The organism is Devosia yakushimensis (assembly GCF_030159855.1).
GTDB lineage: Bacteria > Pseudomonadota > Alphaproteobacteria > Rhizobiales > Devosiaceae > Devosia > Devosia yakushimensis.
On record NZ_BSNG01000001.1, the window covers coordinates 1,317,495 to 1,342,536 of the forward strand.

The 25,042-nt window shown below is 62.0% G+C and carries 22 protein-coding genes; 14 read left to right on the plus strand and 8 right to left on the minus strand.

The features are described from left to right. The first annotated feature begins 361 nt into the window (after positions 1-361). Positions 362-1,039 carry a glutathione S-transferase family protein gene (locus tag QQL79_RS06575; RefSeq protein ID WP_284389107.1) on the plus strand — a complete coding sequence of 226 codons (678 nt, stop codon included), beginning with the start codon at positions 362-364 and terminating at the stop codon, positions 1,037-1,039. Further along, positions 1,036-1,461 (plus strand): DUF1489 family protein, encoded by a 426-nt coding sequence (locus QQL79_RS06580; protein ID WP_284389109.1) that lies wholly within the window; start codon positions 1,036-1,038, stop codon positions 1,459-1,461. Before QQL79_RS06575 ends, QQL79_RS06580 begins: the two co-directional genes overlap by 4 nt. Here QQL79_RS06580 and QQL79_RS06585 read toward each other — a convergent pair whose 3' ends face one another. Next, complete coding sequence (locus QQL79_RS06585; RefSeq protein ID WP_284389110.1) at positions 1,462-2,079, minus strand: glutathione S-transferase family protein; 618 nt, start codon at positions 2,077-2,079, stop codon at positions 1,462-1,464. 164 nt (positions 2,080-2,243) lie between these two features. Between QQL79_RS06585 and QQL79_RS06590 the strand changes: the two genes are divergently transcribed. Both QQL79_RS06590 and QQL79_RS06595 read left to right on the plus strand, forming a co-directional pair. Further along, the gene (locus tag QQL79_RS06590) at positions 2,244-3,071 is read left to right on the plus strand and encodes a division plane positioning ATPase MipZ (RefSeq protein WP_284389112.1); all 828 of its coding nucleotides are present in this window, start codon (positions 2,244-2,246) and stop codon (positions 3,069-3,071) included. A gap of 121 nt (positions 3,072-3,192) precedes the next feature. Continuing rightward, complete coding sequence (locus tag QQL79_RS06595) at positions 3,193-4,032, plus strand: division plane positioning ATPase MipZ (RefSeq protein ID WP_284389113.1); 840 nt, start codon at positions 3,193-3,195, stop codon at positions 4,030-4,032. A 12-nt stretch (positions 4,033-4,044) separates the two neighbouring features. Here the strand turns inward: QQL79_RS06595 and QQL79_RS06600 are convergent, their stop codons facing one another. The 3 genes from QQL79_RS06600 to QQL79_RS06610 form a co-directional block, all read right to left on the minus strand. Further along, positions 4,045-5,067 carry a serine hydrolase domain-containing protein gene (locus QQL79_RS06600; protein WP_284389115.1) on the minus strand — a complete coding sequence of 341 codons (1,023 nt, stop codon included), beginning with the start codon at positions 5,065-5,067 and terminating at the stop codon, positions 4,045-4,047. A gap of 380 nt (positions 5,068-5,447) precedes the next feature. Then, on the minus strand, positions 5,448-5,717 hold the full coding sequence (locus tag QQL79_RS06605; protein WP_284389117.1) for a hypothetical protein: 270 nt from the start codon (positions 5,715-5,717) through the stop codon (positions 5,448-5,450). 84 nt (positions 5,718-5,801) lie between these two features. Beyond that, positions 5,802-7,442, minus strand: a complete 1,641-nt coding sequence (locus QQL79_RS06610; protein WP_284389119.1) for an SPOR domain-containing protein — start codon at positions 7,440-7,442, stop codon at positions 5,802-5,804. A gap of 169 nt (positions 7,443-7,611) precedes the next feature. On the opposite strand from QQL79_RS06610, the gene maiA reads away from it, so the two are divergent. From maiA to QQL79_RS06630, 4 genes are all read left to right on the plus strand, one after another. Beyond that, a complete protein-coding gene (gene maiA, locus QQL79_RS06615) occupies positions 7,612-8,247 on the plus strand; it encodes a maleylacetoacetate isomerase (protein WP_284389121.1) in 636 nt (211 codons plus the stop codon). Between the two features lie 141 nt (positions 8,248-8,388). Further along, complete coding sequence (gene clpS / locus QQL79_RS06620; protein WP_370461245.1) at positions 8,389-8,784, plus strand: ATP-dependent Clp protease adapter ClpS; 396 nt, start codon at positions 8,389-8,391, stop codon at positions 8,782-8,784. A 9-nt stretch (positions 8,785-8,793) separates the two neighbouring features. Beyond that, positions 8,794-11,133, plus strand: a complete 2,340-nt coding sequence (clpA, locus tag QQL79_RS06625; protein WP_284389126.1) for an ATP-dependent Clp protease ATP-binding subunit ClpA — start codon at positions 8,794-8,796, stop codon at positions 11,131-11,133. Between the two features lie 355 nt (positions 11,134-11,488). Continuing rightward, positions 11,489-12,229, plus strand: a complete 741-nt coding sequence (locus tag QQL79_RS06630; RefSeq protein ID WP_284389128.1) for an SDR family oxidoreductase — start codon at positions 11,489-11,491, stop codon at positions 12,227-12,229. A gap of 36 nt (positions 12,230-12,265) precedes the next feature. Here the strand turns inward: QQL79_RS06630 and QQL79_RS06635 are convergent, their stop codons facing one another. Next, positions 12,266-13,168, minus strand: coding sequence for an NmrA/HSCARG family protein (locus tag QQL79_RS06635; protein WP_284389130.1), 903 nt, complete (start codon positions 13,166-13,168; stop codon positions 12,266-12,268). 160 nt (positions 13,169-13,328) lie between these two features. On the opposite strand from QQL79_RS06635, the gene QQL79_RS06640 reads away from it, so the two are divergent. Both QQL79_RS06640 and QQL79_RS06645 read left to right on the plus strand, forming a co-directional pair. Next, positions 13,329-13,916, plus strand: coding sequence for a TetR/AcrR family transcriptional regulator (locus QQL79_RS06640; protein ID WP_284389132.1), 588 nt, complete (start codon positions 13,329-13,331; stop codon positions 13,914-13,916). A 433-nt stretch (positions 13,917-14,349) separates the two neighbouring features. Beyond that, a complete protein-coding gene (locus tag QQL79_RS06645; protein ID WP_284389134.1) occupies positions 14,350-15,540 on the plus strand; it encodes an MFS transporter in 1,191 nt (396 codons plus the stop codon). Here QQL79_RS06645 and QQL79_RS06650 read toward each other — a convergent pair. Next, complete coding sequence (locus tag QQL79_RS06650) at positions 15,513-16,004, minus strand: hypothetical protein (protein WP_284389136.1); 492 nt, start codon at positions 16,002-16,004, stop codon at positions 15,513-15,515. The genes QQL79_RS06645 and QQL79_RS06650 overlap by 28 nt on opposite strands. 401 nt (positions 16,005-16,405) lie before the next feature. Here QQL79_RS06650 and dnaE point away from each other — a divergent pair, with 401 nt between their 5' ends. Then, positions 16,406-19,861 carry a DNA polymerase III subunit alpha gene (gene dnaE / locus QQL79_RS06655; RefSeq protein ID WP_284389139.1) on the plus strand — a complete coding sequence of 1,152 codons (3,456 nt, stop codon included), beginning with the start codon at positions 16,406-16,408 and terminating at the stop codon, positions 19,859-19,861. Between the two features lie 30 nt (positions 19,862-19,891). After that, a complete protein-coding gene (locus QQL79_RS06660) occupies positions 19,892-20,260 on the plus strand; it encodes a VOC family protein (protein WP_284392829.1) in 369 nt (122 codons plus the stop codon). 18 nt (positions 20,261-20,278) lie between these two features. Here the strand turns inward: QQL79_RS06660 and QQL79_RS06665 are convergent, their stop codons facing one another. Further along, entirely contained in the window at positions 20,279-21,370 is a 1,092-nt protein-coding gene (locus QQL79_RS06665) for an MFS transporter (RefSeq protein ID WP_284389141.1), read from the minus strand. 297 nt (positions 21,371-21,667) lie between these two features. On the opposite strand from QQL79_RS06665, the gene QQL79_RS06670 reads away from it, so the two are divergent. Beyond that, on the plus strand, positions 21,668-22,474 hold the full coding sequence (locus tag QQL79_RS06670; RefSeq protein WP_284389143.1) for a class I SAM-dependent methyltransferase: 807 nt from the start codon (positions 21,668-21,670) through the stop codon (positions 22,472-22,474). Positions 22,475-22,674: 200 nt separating this feature from the next. Here the strand turns inward: QQL79_RS06670 and QQL79_RS06675 are convergent, their stop codons facing one another. Next, the gene (locus tag QQL79_RS06675) at positions 22,675-23,595 is read right to left on the minus strand and encodes a S66 peptidase family protein (protein ID WP_284389145.1); all 921 of its coding nucleotides are present in this window, start codon (positions 23,593-23,595) and stop codon (positions 22,675-22,677) included. Positions 23,596-24,255: 660 nt separating this feature from the next. On the opposite strand from QQL79_RS06675, the gene rpsB reads away from it, so the two are divergent. Beyond that, positions 24,256-25,026, plus strand: a complete 771-nt coding sequence (rpsB, locus tag QQL79_RS06680) for a 30S ribosomal protein S2 (protein ID WP_284389147.1) — start codon at positions 24,256-24,258, stop codon at positions 25,024-25,026. Positions 25,027-25,042 lie beyond the last annotated feature (16 nt).

The window sequence follows — 25,042 nt, forward strand, 5'->3', positions numbered from 1 at the left end:
TGGCAACTTCGCCGCTTGCAAAGCATTTATGACGCAGTTAACGATTCATGACCGGGTGTGACTCCTGCGCTGCAGTGGCGTTGCGGACCCGGAAGTGAACGGCTGACAAGGAGCGATATATGCGAAGTCAACCGAAGGCCAATATGTGGCGAGCAGCGACCTGGACTTTGGTCTGCCTGCTTTCGATGGGACTGGTTTTCTCCGTAATTGCTGGCGTTTAACCGCTAGAGTTCTTCACTGACACGATTTAGGAGGGCGCCCAGCCACTAGGGCGCCCTTCTTGCTTGGAGCGTTTCCAGCAAAAGTGGCAACGGTTTTGCGGTTCGGAAACGCGACAAATAGAGACTAGGCCGGAACAATCATGAAGCTGCTGATCGGCAATCGCAATTACTCCACCTGGTCCATGCGGCCCTGGCTGGTACTGCGCCATTTCGAGATTCCGTTCGAGGATGAAGTGCTGCAGCTTTCCGGCGAAGGCTGGCGCGAAACGCTGGCAGTGCGTTCTCCCACCGGCAAGGTGCCGGTTCTGGTCGATGGCGATCTCGTTATCCCCGAGACCATAGCCATCATCGAATATCTGGCCGACCGCTTCCCGGAAAAGCCCATCTGGCCTGCCGAATTGCGGCAGCGGGCGGAAGCGCGGGCCGCTGGTGCGGAAATGCATTCGGCCTTTCAGTCGCTGCGCAGCCATGCCCCGATGAACCTGCGGGCTTCCCATCCCGGCAAGGTCAATATCGACACCGTCGGCAAGGACCTGCACCGGCTCGAAACCCTGCTGGGCGGCCTTTTGGCGCGCTCGGGCGGTCCGTTCCTGTTCGGCGCCTTCACGGCCGCCGACGCCATGTATGCCCCCGTTGCCGCCCGCATCCGCACCTATGCGCTGCCGGTCTCCGATGTTCTCAACGGCTATGTCGAGGCCATCTATAGTCTGCCAGCTTTCCAGGATTGGCTGGCGCTGGCGCTGCGCGAACCCTGGGTGGTGGATGACGACGAAATCGACGTGATTCAGGGTCGCGTGAAACCGGGGACACTCGCATGATCCACATGGTCAAACTCTGCGTCGGGGTATCGAGCCTTGAGGAGCTGGAAAGCTATCGCGACGAGCGGGCCCATTGGTGGGGTGCCGACTATGGCGAGGACGTGCATGTGCACCGCACCCGCATGCGGCCCAAGCGCGCCGAGGAAATGGAAGGCATTTCCTCGATCTATTGGGTGATCGCCGGCGCCATCGTCTGCCGCCAGCCCATCCTGCGGCTGGCGCAATATACCGATGAAGAGGGCAAGGATTACTGCGACATCATCATGAGCCCCGACATGGTGCGCACCGTGCCCTATCCCAAGCGCCCCTTCCAGGGCTGGCGCTATCTCCGCCCGGAAGACGCTCCGCCGGACCTGGGCGCCAACGAGAACGCGGATTCTCTGGCGCTGGCCGCGGACCTGGCGAAGCTGGGGCTGATCTGATCAGCTCATGACCGGATAGCTATTCGCGAAGGCGGGCAGGGCGTTGGCCTTGGCCGAGAGCGCGGCCAGCACGGGTCTGGTCTGCCGCGTCAGGGCCGGATGCGCCGTCGCGATGAAATCATAGGCGCAAACCATGGCGATGATGGCGCCCTTGGGGTGGTCATTGGCCGGCCATTCGGCGGTGGCGGCAAGGGTTTCGAGGTGGTCCAGGCCTGCCGTTATCTGCTGGCTCAGGCGGTCGCGCCAATCCGGCCATTGGAGGGCCGCGGGGCGGCGGATGGCCTCATAGACCAGTGCGACGCCTTTTTCGGACACGCCATTGGCATAGCCTGCGGTCTGGAGGGCCACGATCCTGCTTTCGCCGGTTTCCGGAAACAGGCGGGTGCCGGGCTGGGCCGTCTGGTCGAGATAATCGATGATCGCCGAAGTCTCGATCAGATCCATGCCGTCATCGAGGCGCAGAACGGGAACCCGGCCCAGCGGATTTGCTTCGGTGATGCCTCCAAAATCGGGTTGCAGCACATTGACGATGCGACGCTCGAATGGGCGGCCTTGCAGCGCAAGCGAAACGGTGACGCGCCGGACAAATGGGGAAAGTCGGCCGCCGAAGAGAATCATGGTGGGGTCCTGGGGTGGAAGGGCACATCGCCAGAGTGGCCGTCACGCGGCGCCATTGGCAAGTAGGCCTCATCCCCCACAGAAATCGCTGCATTAATCGGGTGTTAACCATCTCGGTCCGATGTGTTGATCAACGGTTAACCACTCGTGATTTGGAGACGGCGATGGGGCAGGGCGCACATGTCATTGTGGTGGGCAATGAAAAGGGCGGGTCGGGCAAGTCGACCACGGCCTTTCACCTGGCCATCTATCTGATGCACCATGGCCACCGCGTCGCGACCATCGATGTGGACAGCCGCCAGCAGACCTTTACCCATTATGTGCGCAACCGGCGCGCCTGGACGCGGGATCGGGAGCTCAATGTTCCCAATCCCAAGCATTTCCACCTGCCGACGGCCTGGGGCGATTCCATCAAGGACAATCAGAAGGCCGAATTGGCCGTGTTCCGCAAAGCCATTGCCGAGGTAGACGGCACGGTGGACTATCTGGTCATCGACACGCCCGGCTTCGATACCAATCTGACCCGGCTGGCCCACACCATGGCCGATACGCTGGTGACCCCGCTCAATGACAGCCTTATCGATCTCAACGTGCTTGCGCGGGTCGATCCCGAGACCGGCGAGCCGATCGAAACCAGCCATTATGCGCGGCTGGTGCAGCGCGCCCGGTCGGAGCGGCTGGCGGCCGATGGCAAGAGCATAGACTGGATACTGGTGCGCAACCGCATTTCCATGCTGGGCTCGCGCAATGCCAATCAGGTGCATGCAACGCTGGAGCGCATCGGCGCGCGGTTTGGCTGCCGGGTGGCCGACGGCATTGCCGAGCGCGTGATTTTCCGCTCGCTCTTTGCCAGCGGAATGACGGTATTCGATCCGCTGGAGGAGGTGGCGCTGGGCGGCACCCCATCCATGTCGCATGTGAGTGCGCGGCAGGAATACCGCAATCTGGTGGGTGCCCTGCAATTGCCGGTACGCGACCGCATGGCGGCTTAGTTCGTCACCGTCATTCCCGGCCGCTCCTTCAAGGGAGCCTTTCAAACAATTGTTGATACTACGACCCTTGCCGGGGCGTGCGAAACACTGACAATACCGGCAGTTTCAGGAGTGATTTGCCGTGCGACAGGGGCCGCATGTCATCGTCGTCGGCAATGAGAAAGGCGGGTCGGGCAAATCGACCACGGCCTTTCACCTGGTCATTTACCTGCTCTATCAGGGCTATCGCGTCGCTTCGATCGATGTGGATAGCCGCCAGCAGACTTTTACCCATTATGTGCGCAACCGGCGCGATTGGAGCCGGAAGCATGGGTTGAACCTGCCCCATCCCACCCATTTCCATTTGCCGCTGGCGCGTGGGGATTCGGTCAAGGAAAACCACCAGCGCGAATTCGAGCTGTTCCGGCAGGCCATAGGCGAAGTCGAGCACGATACCGATTTCCTCGTCATCGATACGCCGGGCTTCGATACCAATCTGACCCGGCTCGCCCATTCCCTGGCCGATACGTTGATCACTCCGGTCAATGACAGCCTCATCGACCTCAATGTCATGGCCCGCATGGACCCGGTGACCGGCGAGCCGCGCGAAATGAGCCATTATGCCCGCCTGGTGCAGCGGGCGCGCTCGGAGCGGCTGGCCATCGATGGCAAGACCATCGATTGGGTGCTGGTGCGCAACCGCATTTCGATGCTCTCGTCCCGCAGCATGCGTCAGGTCCAGACCATGCTGGAGCGGATCGCGGCACGGTTCGGCTGCCGCGTCGCCGAAGGCATTGCCGAGCGCGTCGTCTTCCGCTCGCTCTTTCCCATGGGGCTGACCGTTTTCGATCCGCTGGACGAAAGTCTGCTGGGCGGCGCGCCCTCACTGTCACATGTGGGCGCGCGGGAGGAATACCGGAGCCTGGTCGCAGCGCTGAACCTGCCGGCGGGGTCCCGGACCCCAGCCTCGGCGGAAGCGTAACAGGCCCGTGGGCTACGCCTCCACAAGATTGGCGAGCACGATCTCCCGCCAGATGCGCGTGGGCGTGACCCAGGCGTCCCAGGCATTGTATTTGCCCGCCAGGATGACGGCGGCAAGGCCCGCGTCGGGCATCAGCCAGAGGCGCTGGCCGCCATTGCCGAAGCCGCCCGCCCATTTCTGCTCGCCGGGCAGGGCGGGCGTTGGCGCCTGGCCCAAAAACCACAGCCTGCCATAGTCGAGCCCGTCGCCGGTTCCGATTGCCGGTGCCAATGACGCCTCGATCCATTCGCGGGAAACCACGCGCTGCCCATTCAACTCGCCATAATTGAGCACGAGTTCGCCAATGCGCAGCAGATCGCGCGGACGCAACCTCAGCCCGGAGGCCGCCGACGGCACGCCATCGGGGCCCGAGGACCATTCGAATTCATCGATACCCAAGGGCGTGAAAAGCGCCTCGCGAGCAAAATCGGGCAGGGACTGGCCGGTTCCGCGCGCGATGAGGGCTCCGATCAGCGCGACACTGCCGCCCGAATAGATCCAGCGCGTGCCTGCTTCGGCCACAACGGGGCGTTCGAGGATGAAGCGATAGCGGTCCGGCGCATTTTCCATCGCGATCTCGCTATTGAGCGGGTCGGTGTAGGGGCGCTCCTCGTCCCATTCGAGGCCCATGGTCATGGTCAGCGCATGCTCGATGGTGAGCCCGGCCTTGGTGGCGTCCGCAGCCAGGTCCGGATAGTCGGGGAATTGCGCCATGAGCGGCGCATCGACCGGCGGGACAAGGCCCCGATCCAGCGCTATGCCATAGAGCAGGCTAACCACGCTTTTCGTCACCGAGCGCAGGTCATGGAGCGTTGCGGCGTCGAATGTGACATTGCCCAGCGGCTGGCCCCAGTTCTGGTCCTCACCCGAATAATAGCGCTCGAGCGCCAATTCGCCGCGATGGCCGACCAGAACGGCATGCAAGTCGCGAAGCAGGCCGGCTTCGATACCGGCTTCGAGCTTACGGGAAAGGCTGGGATCGAAAGAGTGCGGCATGGCTGGCTCCACAGGATTGCACGCGGAGGCTAGCGAAATATCGCGAAAAAATGCAAGCGGGTGTGAGGGGCGCTACTTGGCGATATCACTTAACTCTTCCAACCACCGTATCTCCCTCGGGCTTGACCCGAGGGCCATTCTCAATCTGGCACAAGTGGCGGAAGGCCCTCGGATCAAGTCCGAGGGAAGCGATTGTGGATGAGGCTTTGTTGGAGTTCGCAGGCCCTCACCCCCCACCACGTCATTCCCGCGCAGGCGGGAATCCATTCTTATGGAGCAAGAAGCCAAGAGTGGATTCCCGCCTGCGCGGGAATGACGCCGTGGATTCCCGCGTCATAGGTGCAAGCTTCTTGCAGCCAGCCTGCGCGCCGGCCCAACCCCTACCGCTTGCCAAAGCTCATGCGCAGGGCACGTTTGCCGCCTGGGGCGAAGACGTCGATATCGATATGGACCGGCTCCTGCACCATGCGGCGGGTGCGGGCGGAGAGGGCCATGACCACGCCGAGCAGGTCACCGACGCCGCGGCGGCGGGGCAGCATGCGGCCGGTCATTCCCGCCAGCACGCGGTTGCGCGCGTCCATGTCTTCCGAAATCAGGGCCGAACGGCCAATGAAATTGGCAAGCTCGGCAAGGGCAGTACGTTCGCTCATTGGGCTACTCCAAACACAGGCACCAATTTGCTTCCCTGTCGCCGGCGATACGTGCCGCCGGCTCGTTTGTCGTAAGGCTTGCGATCAGCTCTGCATCGCCAGGCACGAGAGATTCTGCTGCTTGAGCTGATTGCACATGGCCGTCGCGTCATCGCGGTCGCCGAAGCCGACGAAGCGGGCGCGGAAGAAGGTCTGGCCGTTCTTTTCGAAGCGTTCCACATAGGAGCGGAAGTCGCCCAGGGTACCGACCTTGCCGGCCGCGTCCGAAAGCATGGCGCGGGCGCTGTCTTCCGAGGGACCGGCGCCGATCTGGACGACCCAGCCACCAGGGACGGGATCGGCCGCGGCAACCTGCACGGAGCCCGAGGTCATGAGGTCGACCGGCTGGCCACCCTGATTGCCGACATCGGCCGGCGGCTGCATGTCGAGCGGGGCGGAAGGCGCCGTCTGGCCGAGAGCGGTCGGCGGGGCACCCAGATTATAGGTGTCGCTCAGCCATGCGCCGATGACGTCTTGGCTGGGATAGGCGGGCTGCGGCGCCTGACTGGGCGCGGCGAGGATGTTGGCGGCCTGGACGGCGGGCTGCAGGCCCAGATCGGCCGGCATGGGCTGCGGCACCGGCGCGGCATTGGCGACGGCCACTTCGGGCGCCACGGCACGCGGCTGGGCCTGGGCGCCATTGGCGGCCACAAGCTGAGCCAGGCGGAAGCCGGGCAGGGGCATGGGAACCACGAAAACCGGCTGCGTCGGCTGGGCCACGGCGACCTGCACATTGCCCTGGCGGCCCGGCTGGGGGATCATGGCGGTCTGCAGATAATTGCCCTGGCGGCTCTTGGGCAGGTAATTGGCGACCAGCTGGCGGACCTTTTCGTCACGCGAGGCGCTGGAGTTGAAGCCGAAGGCGACAACGACGATGTGGCGGTTGTCGCGGCGGGCGGCAGTCAGCAGGTTGGAACCGGCGGCATTGATGTAGCCGGTCTTGATGCCGTCGACGGCGCCCATATAGCCCAGCACGCGATTGTGGTTGCCATAGGTGTTCTTGCCGTAGCTGAAGCTCTTGGTCTGGAAGAACTCGTAATAGTTCGGGAAGTGCTGGTAGACGGCGATACCCAGAATGGCCTGGTCGCGAACGGTCGTCACCTGGCCGCCATCGGGCAGGCCCGAGGCGTTGCGATAGGTGGTGTTGCGCATGCCCAGGGCGCGGGCCGTGGCGGTCATGCGCTCGGCGAATTTTTCTTCCGAACCGGAGATATGCTCGGCGATGACGCGAGCCATGTCATTTGCCGACAGGGTTACCAATGCCTTGATGGCATCTTCCACCGTGATGGTCGAACCGGCGCGCAGGCCCAGCTTGGTCGGCACGGCCGCCGCGGCATAGCGCGACACCGTCATCTTGGTGGAAAGCTTGATATTGCCTGCGCTCAGCTCCTGGAACAGCACATAGAGCGTCATGACCTTGGTGACGGAGGCGGGATAGCGGCGGCTATCGGCGGCCTCTTCATACATCACCTTGCCGGATTTGGCATCGACCACGATACCGGCATATTTGCGAAGGTTTTCAATGGCCTGTGCGGGCGCCACAGCGTGGGCGCTGACCGCAAACAGGACGAGGACTGCGGCAAAGGCGCGGACAACGACGCTACGCCATGGGGTTTTCGCCTGAGAAGCCACCCGATACTCCAACTCTTCTTCATCGGACGCTTCTGCGCCCGTACGCGACAACATGATTGGCGGATGGCTCCGGGGTGCCCCAACACTCCGGTCTATCCTCTCCTTTTTGGAGAGTACTGGCCCGCCGTTACCATTCCGTAAAATGCCACCGAATTTGTCACGAGTGTGGAGAGATGGTCACGCAGGCGGTGTAGGCTAGCGGGAGGATCGAGGTGAGCGGACGATGAAACTCTATACGCGATGGCAGAATTCAGCGGGTGAGCGGGTGCGGATCGCGCTCAATCTCAAGGGGCTGGATTACGATTATGTCAGCGTCACTACGCTTGGTGCCGAGGCCTATGCCGCGATCAATCCGCAGGGCTTGATGCCGGCGCTGGAGCTGGATGGGCAGATCTTCACGCAATCGGTGGCCATTCTCGACCTGCTCGAAAGCCGGTTCCCGCAACGGCCCCTGTTGCCGGCTGATCTGGCGCTTCGGGCCCTCTCGATTGCCTTTGGGGCGACAATAGCCTCCGAAATGCATGCGCTGACGGTCAACCGGGTGCGGCGCTACCTGGCCGATCATGCCATGGACGATGCCGATGTGGCCGGCTGGGTACAGCATTGGCAGCGCGAGGGCTTTGTCGCGCTTGAGGCCTTGCTGGCCCGGCGCGAGCAGGCTTGGCCCTTCTGCTATGGCGAGGAGCCAGGTTGGGCCGACCTGCATCTGGTGCCCCAGGTCGCCGCGGCGCGGCGGCTCAGCGTGCCGCTGGAGCGCTTTCCGCTGCTGGTGGAGATTGCCGGGCGCTGCGAGGCGCTGCCCGCTTTCATCGCCGCGCGGCCGGATAGCCAACCCGATTTCCCCGGGAAAGCCCAATAGCCGGGCTTTTCGGGCCGTCACAAAAACGCGATGCATTGCCCCTTAACACGGGCCTGATTTTGCCTACATAATGGTTCCACCATGCTGCTTCGTTTCTCTTGCGACAGATGCCTTCCTATGACCGATATTGACCTCCTCGCCATGACCGATGAGGCCCCGGGCGCATTGCGTCTGGAGCCCGTGCCCGCTTGGGCCGGACCCAAGGAGGATGATGCCGGCAAGGATGGCGGCGGCAAGAACAGCACCGAAACCGGGACCATCACCAAGACCCGGCCAAAAACCAAGCGGCCCAATCTCTACCGCGTGCTTTTGCTGAATGACGACTATACTCCGATGGAGTTTGTCGTGCTCGTCCTGCAGGATGTATTCAACAAGTCACGCGAGGAGGCGATGCGCATCATGCTGCATGTTCACCAAAAGGGGGTGGGTGAATGCGGCGTCTATCCATACGAGGTTGCCGAAACCAAGGTGACCCGCGTCATGGACACTGCACGCAAAAATCAGCATCCGCTGCAATGCGTGATGGAAAAGCAATAGGAACATCATATGCCCTCATTTTCCCGCGGACTTGAAAAGGCTCTGCATCAGGCGATGAACCTGGCGCGTGAGCGCAACCACGAGTTCGCAACGCTCGAGCACCTCTTGCTGGCCCTGACCGACGACCGTGAGACGATCGCCGTGCTGACCGGTTGCGATGTCGATATCGACGCGCTCAAGAGCGATCTAGAAGATTTCATCAATGAAGAGCTGGACAGCCTGATCGTGGCCAATGGCCAGGATGCGCGGCCGACCGCTGCCTTCCAGCGCGTCATCCAGCGCGCCGTCATTCACGTGCAAAGCTCTGGCCGCGAAGAAGTCACCGGCGCCAATGTGCTGGTCGCCATCTTTGCCGAGCGCGAGAGCCACGCCGCCTATTTCCTCGAACAGCAGGACATGAGCCGGCTGGACGCGGTCAATTTCATCAGCCACGGGATCACCAAGTCCGGTCCCAGCGAGGAGCGCAAGGTGCGTGGTGCTGAGGACGGCGAAGGCAATAGCGAGGGTGGGGCGGAGGCCAAGAAGAGCTCGGCTCTGGCCGATTTCTGCGTCAACCTCAATGACAAGGCCCGCCAGGGCAAGATCGACCCGCTGATCGGGCGCGATGCGGAATTGCGCCGCACCATCCAGGTACTGTGCCGCCGGTCCAAGAACAACCCGATCTATGTGGGCGATGCCGGCGTGGGCAAGACAGCCATTGCCGAAGGCCTGGCTCGCAAGATCGTCGAGGGTGACGTCCCCGAAGTGCTCAAGGAAGCCGTGATCTACGCGCTCGACATGGGTTCGCTCCTGGCCGGCACGCGCTATCGCGGTGATTTCGAGGAGCGCCTCAAGGCCGTGATGAAGGAGCTGGAAAAGCTCCCGAACTCGGTGCTGTTCATCGACGAAATCCACACCATGATCGGTGCCGGCGCCACCTCGGGCGGTGCGCTTGATGCTTCCAACCTGCTCAAGCCCGCTCTGGCGAGCGGGGCGATCCGCTGCATCGGCTCGACCACCTATAAGGAATACCGCCAGTTCTTCGAGAAGGACCGCGCCCTGGTGCGCCGGTTCCAGAAGATCGATGTCAACGAGCCTTCCGTGCCCGATACCATCGAGATCGTCAAAGGCCTGCGGCCCTATTTCGAAGAGTTCCACAAGATCAAGTACACCGACGATGCTCTTAAAGCGGCGGTGGAGCTGAGCGCGCGGTATATCAACGACCGCAAGCTGCCCGACAAGGCGATCGACGTGCTCGACGAGACGGGCGCCAGCCAGATGCTGGTGACCGAGGACAAGCGCAAGAAGATCATCGATGTCGAAGATATCGAGGCGACGATCGCCACCATTGCGCGCATCCCGCCAAAATCGGTGTCCAAGTCCGATGCCGAATTGCTGAGCGGGCTCGAGCAGAGCCTCAAGACCGTGGTGTTCGGCCAGGATGTGGCGATCTCGGCGCTGTCGTCGGCCATCAAGCTGGCACGGGCCGGCCTGCGCGAGCCGGAAAAGCCGATCGGTTCTTACCTCTTCACCGGCCCGACCGGTGTCGGCAAGACCGAAGTGGCCAAGCAGCTTGCCGATACGCTGGGCGTGGAGCTGCTGCGGTTCGACATGTCCGAATATATGGAGCGGCACACCGTGTCGCGCCTGATCGGCGCGCCTCCGGGCTATGTCGGGTTCGACCAGGGGGGGCTCCTCACCGATGGCGTGGACCAGCATCCGCACTGCGTGGTGCTGCTCGACGAAATCGAGAAGGCCCATCCCGATCTCTACAACATCCTGTTGCAGGTGATGGACCACGGCAAGCTGACCGATCACAACGGCAAGTCTGTGGATTTCCGCAATGTCATCCTGATCATGACGTCCAATGTGGGCGCCATGGATCTGCAGAAGGCGCCGATCGGCTTTGGCCGCAAGCGCGAGCAGGGGGACGACGAAGAGGCGATCAACCGCCTGTTCACGCCGGAATTCCGCAACCGGCTCGATGCGATCATTTCCTTCGCACCGCTGCCGCGTGAAGTGGTTCGCCGCGTCGTCGAAAAGTTCGTGCTGCAGCTGGAAGGTCAGCTGGCCGAGCGTGGCGTCACGATCAACCTGACGCCGGAAGCCGCCGATTGGCTGGCCGAACGTGGCTATGATGAGCGCATGGGCGCCCGCCCGCTGGGCCGGGTGATCCAGGAGCACATCAAGAAGCCCCTGGCCGACCAGGTGCTGTTCGGCGAGCTGATCAATGGCGGCACGGTGACCGTCGCCGTGGTTGGCGAAGGCCAGGAAGCCAAGCTGGAACTGGTGGCCGTGCCCCCGCGTCCGGCCAAGCCCAAGGCCCTGCCCAAGCCGAAAAAGCCCAAGGCAACGGCCGACAAGAACTGAAGCAAAAGGCCCGGAGCGATCCGGGCCTTTTCATTTGCCCGGCATCTATTGCCATGGCCAACGCGGTCCCGGTTTTCGCGAAAGCGGAAAGCCCGCCGACATCGGTATGCCCTGCGGGCAGAGACCTGTGATGGAACTCCGACGCATCCATACCCACAATCGCTTCCCTCGGACTTGATCCGAGGGCCTTCCGCCGCTTGTGCCGGATTGAAAATGGCCCTCGGGTCAAGCCCGAGGGGGAGCGCGGTGATGGGGAAGAAATCCGTCTTGAAAGGCCATCCGTACGTTCCGGCCAATGACAGCCCGGCCAACCAACGCTACAAATCCATCATCGACCGAACCCCGGAGGGACCGCATGACTTTATCGGGCAAGACCATAGCGATAACCGGGGCAGGGCGGGGGCTCGGCGCGGCTCTGGCAATTGCGGCGGCCGACAGACACATGAAACCTGTGCTGCTCGGGCGCAACGAGCGGGGTCTGCTGGAAATTGCCGGCCTCATCGAGGCGCGCTCCGGCCGGCGGCCGGATTGTGTCATATGCGACCTGGCGGACCTGGCCTCGGTCGCCAGCGCTGTGGCGAAGCTGGCCATATTGGCGCCCGATCTCGATATCCTGGTCAATTCGGGCTCGCAATGGACCGGCGGCGCGTTCGAGGCGCAAACCGATGAGCAGATTGCGTCGGTTATCAATTCCACGGTCAGTGGCACCATCGCCTTGACGCGGCGCCTGCTGCCCCTGCTCAGCACGCGTCCCGCTGCCGATATTCATACGGTCGTCTCGATGAGCGGTCTGCCCTATGCGAGGATGCGCGGTTCTTCCGTGCCCTTCGTTGCTGCCAAGGCCGCCCAGAACGGTTTTGTGCAGGCCCTGACCGAAGAGCTGATCGGCAGCCCCATTCGCGTCACCTCCATCCATCCCGGCATTATCGAGGATGTGCTGCCGACCGATGACACATGGAATGAGGAGAGAAACGCCTCGGATATGCTGAGCGATCGCAATGTCGTGGAGGCAATCCTTTATATCCTCGATCAACCGGCCAATGTCGCCATCCGCTCGCTGGTGATCGAGCGGGCGCGGACGGAATTTTTGAGCTGACGGAGCAGCTTGCGCAGACGAACAACGTGCGAAGGCCTAACCAGCAAAGGCATCGGCGTTGTTGGTCGCCCATTTTTGCAGTGTTGTCGTCTTCAAACCAAAGGAACGTGCCACTTCCGGCCGCGCTGGCAGACCTACCTCATTATGCCATTCCTGTGCTTCAACCATGGGCAGGAAGAACCCTTCGGCCAGCACCTGACCGGGGGTCATTGCGGGTGCCTCGATAGTCCTGCCCCAGGCCTCGGACAGGATTTTCGCGACCTCTGGCATACTCAGATAGTCCCCGGCCAGTTCGATGCTGACACCGTGGAAACGTTCACGGTTGCTAAAGGCGCTTGCCGCTGCAACGCCAATGTCGTCCGCTGCGATCAGCGGAACTGGAGAGCCGGCATCGTAGGCGGTGACCAAACGGTCGCCGCGCATGACGAATGGCAGGTTCTCCATGAAGAAAGTGGGACGGAGTATCGTCCAGAACGGAAACCCTGCTGCCCGCACCCGGTCCTCAAGCTCGCCTTTTATGACGAGGCTGTTGTTGTCACGCCGCTGCTCGCCCCAACCTGACTGGCGGTAGTATTCCCCCACTCCCGTAGCTGACGTCTGAATGAAGTGCGTAACTCCGGCAGCCTGCGCAGCTTTTATCAGGTTGCGGCCGCGGACTTCTTCGGTGTCCGCTTCCAAGTCGTTAAAGTCCGGGTTTTGTACGGAAAAGACGCCGTAGACCCCGGAACAGGCGGCAAGGATAGAGGCGGCATCGTCAAGGTCGCCAATCACGAGCCTGGCACCCAGGTCCTCAATTTTCCGGGCTGCATCCGTGTCGGGATTGCGCACCAGTGCGTGAACCGTCGCGCCCGCAAGGAGGAGAGCACGGGCGGTCGCGCCACCCTGCTTGCCGGTTGCACCGGACACGAGGATAGGACCTGGCTGTTCCAAATTCGTCATGACTTTCACCTTTGCCTCAGCATGCCGGTCGGCCTTGTGGCACAAGCGGCGATGTAGGACTAACAAGGGCAGATCATTAAAGCAACGGATTCGTTGCTTTAATGATCTTTCATGTCCATATATGGATCGTTACATTCACGCGAGGACAGCCGAGGACGTGATGAAGAAGCAGCGCGGCACGCCACTGATCACCAAAATCCTGGATGCGGCTCTGATGGAAATCACCCGAGTGGGCCCTTACGATCTGGCGATCGAGGATGTCGCTAAACGTGCCGACGTTAACAAGACAACGATCTACCGACGCTGGCCCACGCCGCAAGCGTTGGTCCTGTCGGCTTTTGAGCATGGCTCGGCCAAGGCGCCCTTACCTGACACGGGCTCGCTTCGAGAGGACGTCGTCGAAGCGGTCAAGCTGATGCGCGAGGTGTGCAGGTCCCCTGCAATGCTGTCCTTGGCGAGGATGCAGCTTACCGGTGAGCTGACCGGGGAGCTTCGCGAATGGTTGATCTCCCGTACCAAGGATACCGACTGTGACACGCTCGTTATGTTTCAGCGCGCGCAAGCAAGGGGCGAACTGCCAACGGGCAGCGATATCGAACTCGTGCGCGACCTGGTGCTGGGAAGCGCGCAATACGTGCTCTATTTCCGTGATGCCGAACTGGCGGATCACAAGCTAGAACAGATCATCGGCATGTCTCTCACCGGCGCCGGTTACATGCCGGCAGCTGCGGATACCCAAAGGACCTGAGGTCACTGACGTCGGGTGCACATGCACAGGGGAGGGCAGGGCAACTAGGCGGGAATCCACTCTTCCTGCGGTCGCCTCCTGAAGACATAATGGATTCCCGCCTGCGCGGGATGACACAGTGGTTGATGGAAATATCCGCGGCTCCAACACTCTATTCCCCCACCGTCGCTTCCCTCGGGCTTGACCCGAGGGCCTTCCTCATCCCGGCACAAGCGGCGAGAGACCCTCGGGTCAAGCCCGAGGGAAGCGACGGTGGTGTGTGGGGATGGTGCACAATTGCCGACACTCCACGATGTCATTCGGCGCGGACATTCACGCTGAGGCTATCAGCACCCGGGATAAAGCCCCGATCCCAACGCTCAACCTCCATTGTCATCGTACTGAAAAACGGCCACGCTATCGGAGCGCTTTGTCTCTTTGTCAGTTGATCGCATTGTCCTCCCAAACATTTCGCCTGCTCGTCATTCTGGCCATCGGACAGGTTATCGGCTGGGGCACGGTTTCGCTTCTGGCCGTCATGGGCGCCGATCTGGCCACCGCGCTGAACCTGCCTCTGCCGACCATTTTTGCGGGCAACTCTGCTTTCTACGTCGCCTCCGGTCTCTGCGGTCCGCTGCTGGCGCCGTTCTTCGTGCGCCTGGGTGCGCGCACCCTGATGGTGGTCGGCTCCCTCGTGGCTGCGGCGGGCTTTGTCATTCTGGCCAGTAGCACCAATCCGATTGTCTATTTCGCGGCCTGGCTGGTGCTTGGCGCCGCGGGCGCGGCCTCTCTCTCCACGGCCGCCTATATCGCCCTCAATGAAGGCGCCGGCACCGATACCAAGACTGCCATCGGCATACTCATGCTCATTACCGGCGTGTCTAGCGCCATTTTCTGGCCAACCACCGCCTGGCTGCAGGGCATTTTAGGCTGGCGGACGACCTGTCTGGTCTTTGGTGCGATGGTACTGAGCTGCGCCGCGCTTTACCGCTTTGGGCTGCCCGCATCGGCAAATGCGCGTCATGAAGCGGCCGCGGCCCCGGCGGAGGCTGCGTCGCTGCGCTCCAGGACATTTTATCTGCTGGCGGCCGCCATCGCGTTGAACGCCTTCGTCACCTATGGCTTTTCCGCAATCCTGATCGAGCTGCTGCGCAGGCTGGGCCTGCCGGAGCAGGACGTCATCTTCATGGCGTCCATGCTGGGCGTGGTTCAGGTTTTCGCCCGCGCGCTCGATTTCCTTGGCGGCGGCCGGTGGGATGGATTGACCACAGCCTTGCTTGCGGGAATGGGGGTTCCCCTGGCCATGCTTGTGCTGCTGGCCGGCGGCGCCACCTGGCAGGCGGTTGCCGCATTCATTCTCATCTACGGCATTAGCAGCGGCGCTCTGGCTGTCTCCCGCGCGACCATGCCCCTGGTCTTTTTCAAGAAGCACGATTATGCCCGAGCCGCCTCGACCATCGCGCTGCCGCTCAACCTTTTGGCGGCCGCCGCGCCGCCTGTTCTGGTCGGGCTGCTTGATGGCTTCGGCACGACCACGCTGCTCCTGACCGCGGCGGCATGTTCCACCGTAGCGTTCTCACTCCTGATCGCGCTGCAGCGGCGGCGCCCGAAACCGGATCAGGCCGGCTTGCGGCTCGACCAATAGAGCAGGGCGCCGGCGGCCAGCAGCACGACCATGCCGATATGCGGACCGATATTGATCAGGTTGCCGGGCGAACCGGCCGATGACAGGGCCCGGTTGACCTCGGCGAACTGAGATATGGCAGGCGACAGGAACCAGCCGAACAGCACCGTCACGACGCTGGCCACCAGACCCGCCAGCGCCAGGATATTGCGATAGGGCGCCAGCTGGGTCACCCGGCCCGATGCGGCAGCTGCAACAAAGATCAACAGGGCAAGCCATGCCACCCAGCCAGCGGCGGCAAAGCCGTTAAAGCTGCCGGACTGGTCCAGGCCCAATCCCATATTGGTCGAAATGCTGACAAAGGGCAGCAGCAGGGCGAGCAGCGCGAGAACGGTGGCTGAGACCGCGAGGCCGAACCCGGTTCCGGTGGCCAGAGCGATGAGTTGCTGGATGGTGACTTGCGGGGTCGAATTGGGCTCGGACATGGAATCAATTCCAATTGCTGAGGAGACAGGTCCACTATCACGGAAGCGTGAGCGCTGGTCGAGCGTTTTGCGCCTGAATGCTACGCTCAGGGATAGCAGTCTGTTAGCATTCCCTAACACTTTGCTAACCAAAAACCGGCAATCCCCGCAGTTCCCACTATCCCTTCTGGACAAGAACAAACAAGGAACTTATAAGAACATTATAGCAACACGGGAGATGCAGATGCTCACTTTCCTCAAGGACTTCGCCGCATTCGTCACGCTGGGCGCCTTCACCATCGGCTCGCTGACCTGGATGGATGTGCTGACCCGACTCGTGTGACCTTCCCCTGTGGATAGCGGCGCCACATGGTTCCGCCTTTCCCCGCGGCCTGCCACAAAGACAGGCTAGGAGAGCATTCATGAGCGGCCCCGGCTTCGTCCATCTTCACGTCCATTCTGCCTATTCGCTGCTGGAAGGCGCATTGCAGCTTGAGACCATTCTCAAGCTTGCCAAGGCCGATAATCAGCCTGCTTTGGGTATTGCCGACACCAGTAACCTCTTCGGCGCACTGGAGTTTTCCGAAAAGGCCAGCGGCAAGGGCATTCAGCCGCTGATCGGGGTGGAGCTGCCGATCGACTTCGCCGCCAGCGAAGAACGGGTCAGCGAGCGCGGCCATGTTGCATGGTCGGGCAAATCCAGCGTCGTGTTGATGGCGCAGAACGAGTCGGGTTTCGAAAACCTGTCGCGGCTGGTGTCGCGGGCCTATCTCGAAGGCGAGGGCGGGGCGGCCACCGCGCGGCTCGATTGGCTGAGCCGCGAAGGGCTCGAGGGGCTGATCTGTCTCAGCGGCGGGCCCGAAGGGGCCATCGATATGCCGTTTGCTCATGGCCAGGACGCCAATGCCGTCCGCCGTCTCGACCGGCTGGCGGATTTGTTCGGTGACCGTTTCTATATTGAATTGCAACGGCATGGCCGGCCACAGGAGGCTGCGGTCGAGCCGCGGCTGGTGGATTATGCCTATCGCAAGGGCATCCCGCTGGTGGCGACCAATGAGCCATTCTTCAAATCGGCCGACGAGTTCGAGGCGCATGATGCGCTGCTGGCGATTGCCGGCGGCACGGTGATCGCCCAGACCGAGCGGCGCAAGCTCAACGACCAGTACTATTTCAAAACCCGGGCCGAAATGGCGGAGTTGTTCTCCGACCTGCCTGAAGCGTTGGATTCGACCATAGAGGTTGCGCGGCGGCTGGCTTACCGGCCGCTCAAGCGCAAGCCGATCCTGCCCAAATTCGCCGCCGCGCCCGATCTCAGCGAAAATGAAGCGGTCGCCGCCGAGGCCGAGGCACTGCGTGCAATGGCGGAGGAGGGGCTGGAAAACCGGTTCAAAACCGTCGGGGTGGCGCCGGGCAAGACCGAAGCGGAATATCGGGATCGGCTGGCGTTCGAACTGGGCATCATCCAGTCCATGAAGTTCCCCGGCTATTTCCTGATCGTGGCCGATTTCATCCGCTGGGCCAAGGCGCAGGGCATTCCGGTGGGGCCGGGGCGCGGCTCGGGCGCCGGTTCGCTGGTGGCCTATGCCACGACCATTACCGACCTTGATCCGCTACGCTACAACCTGCTCTTCGAGCGCTTCCTCAATCCGGAACGCGTGTCGATGCCGGACTTCGACATCGATTTCTGCCAGGACCGCCGTGAAGAGGTGATCCGCTATGTGCAGATCAAATATGGCTTCGAGCAGGTTTCGCAGATCATCACGTTCGGAACGCTGCAGGCGCGCGCTGTGCTGCGCGACGTGGGCCGCGTGCTGCAGATGCCCTATGGGCAGGTCGATCGGCTCTGCAAATTGGTCCCGGCCAATCCGACTGACCCATGGTCGATCGAGCGGACGATGAACGAGGAACCCCAGTTCCGGCGCATGGTCGAGGATGACGAGACCGTGGGCGAGCTGGTGGCCATCGCCAAAAATCTCGAGGGCCTGTTCCGGCACGCCTCGACCCACGCCGCCGGCATTATTATCGGCGACCGGCCGCTGCAGGATCTGGCGCCGCTCTATCGCGATCCGCGTTCGGACATGCCGGTCTGCCAGTATAATATGAAGTGGAGCGAGGCGGCGGGGCTGGTCAAGTTCGACTTCCTGGGCCTCAAGACGCTGACGACGATCCAGTATGCCGTGAACATGGTCAACCAGGACGGCGGCAGCTTCCGGATCGAGGATATCTCGATCGACGATAAGCCCACCTACAAGCTCTACCAAAGCGGGGACACGTTCGGCGTGTTCCAGGTGGAAGGCGGCGGCATGCGGCGGGCACTGGTCGACATGAAGCCCGACCGTTTCGAGGACATTATCGCGCTGGTGGCACTCTACCGGCCCGGCCCGATGGACAATATTCCCTTGTTCTGTGCCCGTAAGCGCGGCGACGAGGAGATCGAATATCCGCATGACGCCCTGAAATCGGTGCTCGACGAAACCTATGGCATCATCGTCTACCAGGAGCAGGTGATGCAGATCGCCCAGTTGCTCTCGGGCTATTCGCTGGGCGAAGCCGATATGCTGCGCCGCGCCATGGGTAAAAAGATCAAGGCTGAGATGGATGCCCAGCGCGAGCGCTTCCGCGATGGCGCCATCAAGTTCGGGCTGACCAAGAATCTGGCCGACACCATTTTCGACCTTTTGGCCAAGTTCGCCAATTATGGCTTCAACAAAAGCCATGCGGCGACCTATGCGCTGGTGAGCTACCAGACAGCCTATCTCAAGGCGCATCATCCGCACGAATTCTTCGCGGCGTCGATGACGCTCGATATGGGCAATACCGACAAGCTGGCGGATTTCCGGCGTGAGGCCGGCAAGAAGGGTATCGAGATCGTGCCGCCTTGCGTCAACACGTCGGAAGTCGTGTTTTCGGTGAAGAACAAGCAGGTCCTTTACGGGCTCTCGGCGGTCAAGGGCGTGGGCCGGCAGGTGGCCGAGCATATTGTGGAAATGCGGGGCAATACGCCCTTCAAGGACCTAGGGGATTTTGCCCGGCGGGTCGATCCGCGCATGTTGAACAAGCGGACGCTTGAAACGCTGGTAAGCGCCGGCGCCTTCGATGCGCTGGTGCCGCGGCGCGAACTGGCCTTTGCTGCCATCGACACGGTGATCGGTACGGCCCAGGCGCTGACTGCCGAGCGCAATGAAGGGCAGTGGAACATGTTCGACACTGGCGAGCCGGAACCGTTCAAGCTGCCGGCCGGAATTCCTGCCTGGACCACGACCGAACGGGCCGATCGGGAATTGGCGGCGATTGGTTTCCATCTGTCGGCGCACCCGCTCGACGCTTATGCGGACTTGTTCGAGCGGATGCGCGTGCAGCGCTGGAGCGATTTCGAGCGGGCTGTGAAGGACGGTGCCTCGGCCGGGCGTCTGGCTGGAACCATTGCCTCGCGGCAGGACCGGCGGACGCGCAAGGGCACGCCCATGATGATCCTGACGCTGTCGGATCAGAGCGGCAGTTATGAATGCATCGCTTTTTCCGAGCAGATCAACGAGTTTGGCAGTCTGCTACAGCCGGGCAAGTCGGTCATCCTGATGGTGGGGGCAGAGGAGCGGGCCGAAGGTATCAGCGTGAGATTGTTGTCGGCCGAAGCGATCGACGGCATTGCCGAGAAGGTCGATCGGCGTCTGACGGTCTTTGCGGCGGATGCCAAGGCGCTTGGGGCGATCAGTAGCCAGCTCAAGCGGGGCGGGGAGGGTTCGGTCAATTTCGTGGTGATCCGCGATGGCGGGGCACGCGAATACGAGATCGAGCTGCCGGGCAGTTACCGGCTGACGGCCGAGGTGGCCGGGGGGATTAAGGCGCTTGATGGCGTGACGGACGTGCGGTTCCATTAGCCGGCCGGGAGGTTGCGGGACATGGCGATAATGCTGGGGCATGTGTCGCTGGGCGTAAGCAACCTGGATCGCGCCACGTTATTCTTTGATGCCGTGCTGGCCGCGCTGGGATATGTGCGGCTTTGGACGGGTGAGGGCGGCCTTGGTTATGGCAGCCCTGGAGGCGGGGAAGAGCTCAACATATTCGAACGCCGGGGAGCATCGCCGCCGGGTGAAGGGTTCCATTTGGCTTTTGTGGCGCCGGACCGGGCGGCGGTCGAGCGATTTCACGCTGCGGCGCTGGCGCATGGCGGGACAGATTGCGGCGTGCCGGGGCTGCGGCCGCACTATGGCAAAAACTATTATGCCGCATTCGTACTCGATCCTGATGGGCACAAGCTGGAAGCCGTGCATCAGTAGAGCGCAGACGCGGCGGTTTCAGGCTTCTTTGACAGGGACGCCCAGATTGGGCCGGCATGTGCTGCCCCATAGGCCGACGGTGGCGATAAGCGCGCCAGCGAGAAGGATTGTCATGGGCGCGCCGGCGCGCTCGAACAGCAGGGGCGAGATGGCCGAGCCAAGCAGCATGGCCGCGGCAGCGAGCGCGGCGCGGAAGCGGATGAGGCTGGCCAGATCGGCGCGGCCCAGGCCGGTTTGGAACAGGGTCAGCATGGGAATGAAGAACATGGGCCCGCCCAGGCCGGCGAGGAAACAGACAAGCATAATGGCTGGCAGTGCGATGAAGGGCGGTAATGTCCAGAGCAGTATTGGAACCATGGCCAGGCCGCTTCCAAGAATGATGTAACCTGTGAACATGAAGCGGCCCGGGCGCTTGGGGTGGGCTCCGGCGACCAGCAGGTTGGAGGTGAAATCGCCCAGGCCGTACGAGCCGGCGAAAGCCGCCAGGGCACCAATGCCGGCGAGAGGCAGGGCGGCGGTATCGGTGCTTGCCGCCAGGAAAGGCAGGCCCAGACCCACAGCGACGAACCAGGCGGCCAGCACTGTGGTATTTGCGGCGAGAATGGTGCCGATTTCGGGGTTCTGCCGCGCCACGACGAGGCCGCGTGTCAGCCGCTGCCAGACGCTATCGGTATCGTGTGCGCGGGCTGGCGTGCCGATCGATTTGCCGACCAGGGCGATGCCGCAGGCGGAAAACAGGAAGCTGGCCGCGTTAATGGTCAGAAAATGCAGCACGGGAACGAATAGGCTCAAGGGGCCGGCAAGAAACGGGCCGAACAGGCGCGACAGGCGTGCGGTGGCGTCGAGAAGTGCGTTTACGCCCTGGATGCGTTCGCGCGTTCCGGCAATCAGCGGCACGCTTGCCAGCAGAGCAGGCTGAAACAACGCGCCCAGGGCGGCGAGCGCCATGGAGGTAGCGACCAGCACTTCGAGGCGCAGGCCGAATGTGCTGGCAAGCAATACCGGGATGATTGCCACAATTGCCGACAGCAGATCGGCGCCAATCATGAGCGCACGCGGCGCGATACGGTCGGCAAAGGCCGACGCGCCCAGGCTGACGACCAGCGCCACCGCGGGCGGTGGAGACCAGGCTCGCGTTTGGCCCCGCTATCTCTATCGCGAGCCAGACCATGGCGATCTGGTTGAGCTCCTTGCCTATGCCCGAAAAAGCAAGACCGGCCCAGAGCGCGCCGATCTTGCGGTCTCCCAGAAGGTTGAGGAAAGGATGCGCCATCGATTGTCTGCTTCTCGCGTCTGCCGCCATCTTGTCAGCTCGGCTGCTGGCGGGAAGTGCGGAAAGCCGTCATTGCGTTCGGCGGGTTTTCATTTCAGTTTGGAGGAGAGCGGAGCAGCTTTGGGGAGGACGAATTGGCATTGAGCAATCCGGGCCTGACCTTCGGCACCAATCCGGCGGGTTATCACGATGCCCGCCCGCCTTACCCCGAGGCTACCTGGGAGGTGCTGCGCGACCGGGCTGGCCTCGCCCCCGGCATCGATATTGTGGAAATCGGACCAGGAACGGGTTTGGCGACTGGGCACCTATTGGCGCATGAGCCGAGGCGTCTGGTTGCGGTCGAGCCCGATAGACGGCTGGCGGATTTCCTGCGGGAGGGGTTAGGCGACCGTCGGCTTCAGGTGATCGGGGGATCTTTCGAAGAGGTCGAACTGCCGCCTGCAGCTTTTGATCTTGTGGCCTGTGCGACGGCGTTTCATTGGCTCGATGCCGGACCAGCCTTGCTGCGGGTGCGCGACTTGCTGCGGCCCGGCGGCGCCGTGGCGCTGTGGTGGAATGTCTTTGGCGACACGAGCCGGCTCGATCCGTTTCATGAGGCTACCGAGCATCTATTTGCCGGCGAACGCTCCAATCCCTCGGCCGGCCAGTCGGAGCGCGTTCCGCATGCGCTGGATGTTGAGGCGCGCCTGGCTGAGCTTAACGATGCCGGCTTCCAGACAGATTCTCCCGTATTCATGCACTGGACGCTGAATCTCGACGCGGCCGGGGTGCGGCGGCTTTATGAGACGTTTTCCAATGTGCTGGTTCTGCCGCTGACGGAGCGGCATGCCTTGCTCGACGGCCTTGTCGATGTTGCCGAGCGGCAATTCGGGGGCAGGGTGGAGCGCAATATGACGACGGCTATTTATACTGCACGGCCCGTGGGGTTTCAGGCTGGCTAGAGCCGACCGGCGGGAAGTGCGGAAGGCCGCCTTTGCGTATGGCGGGGCCTCATTTCAGAGTTTCTGGCCGCGGCTCGATTTTGAGGGAAGGTAGATAATCCGGGGCCGACCCCATTGCGGTCGTTCGCCTCAAAAGATCGATCTGCCAAAACCTGACATCGACTTTGGTCGGTCGGCTTCGTATCCGCCACGAATTTTGTCTATCGCACCGCCGCTTCGACTGTCAGTGTTCCTTCATCCGCATCTATGACGGCATGGGTACCGATGGGGATGACCAAGGCATCCCTGCCATGGCCAAGTGGCAATCCACCAAGGATCGGTACATCAATAAGAGCTAGTCGATCACGCAGAACGTCGACGACAGACCAACCGTCGGTAGTGTCAAAATTCGTGAATTGTCCCACGGCTATCCCGGCAATGTTTTCAAGGTAGCCGGATTTGAGGAGCCTCGTCATCTGGCGGTCAATATGACCAAGCCCGGCCTTTTTGACGTCCTCAATGAAGAGGATGTTTCCATTGAGCTTGGGAATGAGCCAGTCCGCGCCCGTGACGATCATGTCCAGGTTGCCGCCAACAAGAATGCCTTCTGCACGCCCACTGGTCGTTAGCGAGGACGTTGGCACGTCTTCCATCGATCGTAAATGAAGCGGCTCACCTGAACTCAACGCAGTGAGGCACGCGCGATAGGTCGTCTCGCTCAGCAGACCATCATAAAATGCTGATGGTGTTCCGTGGAGGCTGGGAATGTTGGCATGTTGCCAGAGCGCCAATTGAATGATCGTGATCTCGCTAAAGCCAACAACAAGCTTTGGATCATTGTGTGCCGCAGCAAAATCGAGCGCATCGGCGATGCGATAAGCGCCTTTGCCGCCTCTGGTCGCGATGATGGCTCTGACCTCAGAGTCCACAAATGCATCGTTGAGGTCGGAAATCCTGTCTTCGTCGCGACCAGCAAGATAGCCATGTCGATCCAGGACATGCTTGCCCAGGTCGACACGAAATCCTGCTTGTTCAAGCAGTTCGACGGTTTTCTCCACGTCATCCTGATCAACATGGCTTGCTGGCGAGACCAATCGCACAAGGTCACCAGGCTTGAGCGCGGGAGGAAATCTAGTCGACACGATCAAGTGCTCCCATGCATGTGTGTGGTGCGAATATGAACTTGAGAGCGATCGCCGCAGAATGATGTTGTGCATTGCGCGTATGACGGCTGGGCGACACATAGCAGTATTGGCGAAAGCTCGGAAGCTGTCAGTCCCCTTCCACCCCTTTGCGGCCAGTCGGCGCTTAAGCAGTTATTCCTCTTGTCCCCGCTGCCGATTTCTCCCGCATACTCTCCCCGTTGCCCACGTCAGAGCCCAGTCATGACGAGTGATGGTCGTGGGGATAGCCGGAGGAGGAGGGGTCGCCTTCCTTGTGCGGGTTGGAAACTCGGCAGCCGCGCCTGCAATAATGGTAGCGCCTGAACCGGACCCGTTCGAAATCCCGGTATGGTGGCGAGGCAATTGCCTCAAAACCAAAACTACGATGAGGCAAGCGCCTCGCCACCATCGCTCTACTGGGCGAACACGGACGACACGACAACCGCAATCCAGGCGGCGCTTCTGCACGTCACTTGCCTTTCCTGTGCGCTTCCCCTATATCGCCCATGCGTTTGACTGCGTGTCAGCGCGATTTCACACACGAGACAGGCTTTTCGGGAAACTGGAAAACCATCCGGTGGCGGGAGACCGTCGCAATGTTTCGTGGAGGCATCAACCGGTAAACAAGGAGCAGCCATCATGGCACTGCCCGATTTCTCCATGCGCCAATTGCTCGAGGCTGGCGTTCACTTCGGCCACCAGAAGCACCGCTGGAACCCCAAGATGGAACGGTTCATCTTCGGCGTTCGCAACGACATTCACATTCTCGACCTGAGCCAGACCGTGCCGGCCCTGAGCCGCGCGCTGCAGCTGGTCTCCGACACCGTGGCCGATGGCGGCCGCGTGCTGTTCGTCGGCACCAAGCGTCAGGCCGCTCCTCTGGTTGCTGACGCTGCCAAGCAGTCGGCCCAGTACTATGTCAACTCGCGCTGGCTCGGCGGCACGCTGACCAACTGGCAGACCATCTCGAACTCGATCTCGCGCCTGCGCGAACTCGAATCGTTGAGCGAAGACGAGCTGGCCCTGCGCACCAAGAAAGAGCGCCTGATGATGAGCCGCGAGCAGGAACGCCTTGAGCGCGACCTGGGCGGTATCAAGGACATGGGCAACCTGCCCAGCCTGTTGTTCGTCATCGACACCAACAAGGAAGCCAACGCGATCAAGGAAGCCCGCCGCCTGGGTATCCCGGTCGTCGCCATCGTCGATACCAATTGCGACCCCGACACTGTCGATTACCCGATCCCGGGCAATGACGACGCGTCGCGCGCTCTGGAACTCTACGTGTCGCTGGTGTCCAAGGCTGCGATCGACGGCATCGGCCGTTCGTCCTCGGCTCTCGGTGCCGATCTCGGCGCTGCTGAAAGCGCTCCGGCAGAAGAGCTGCCGACCGACGAAGCAAGTGTCAACTAAGCCGGTTATTCCGGAC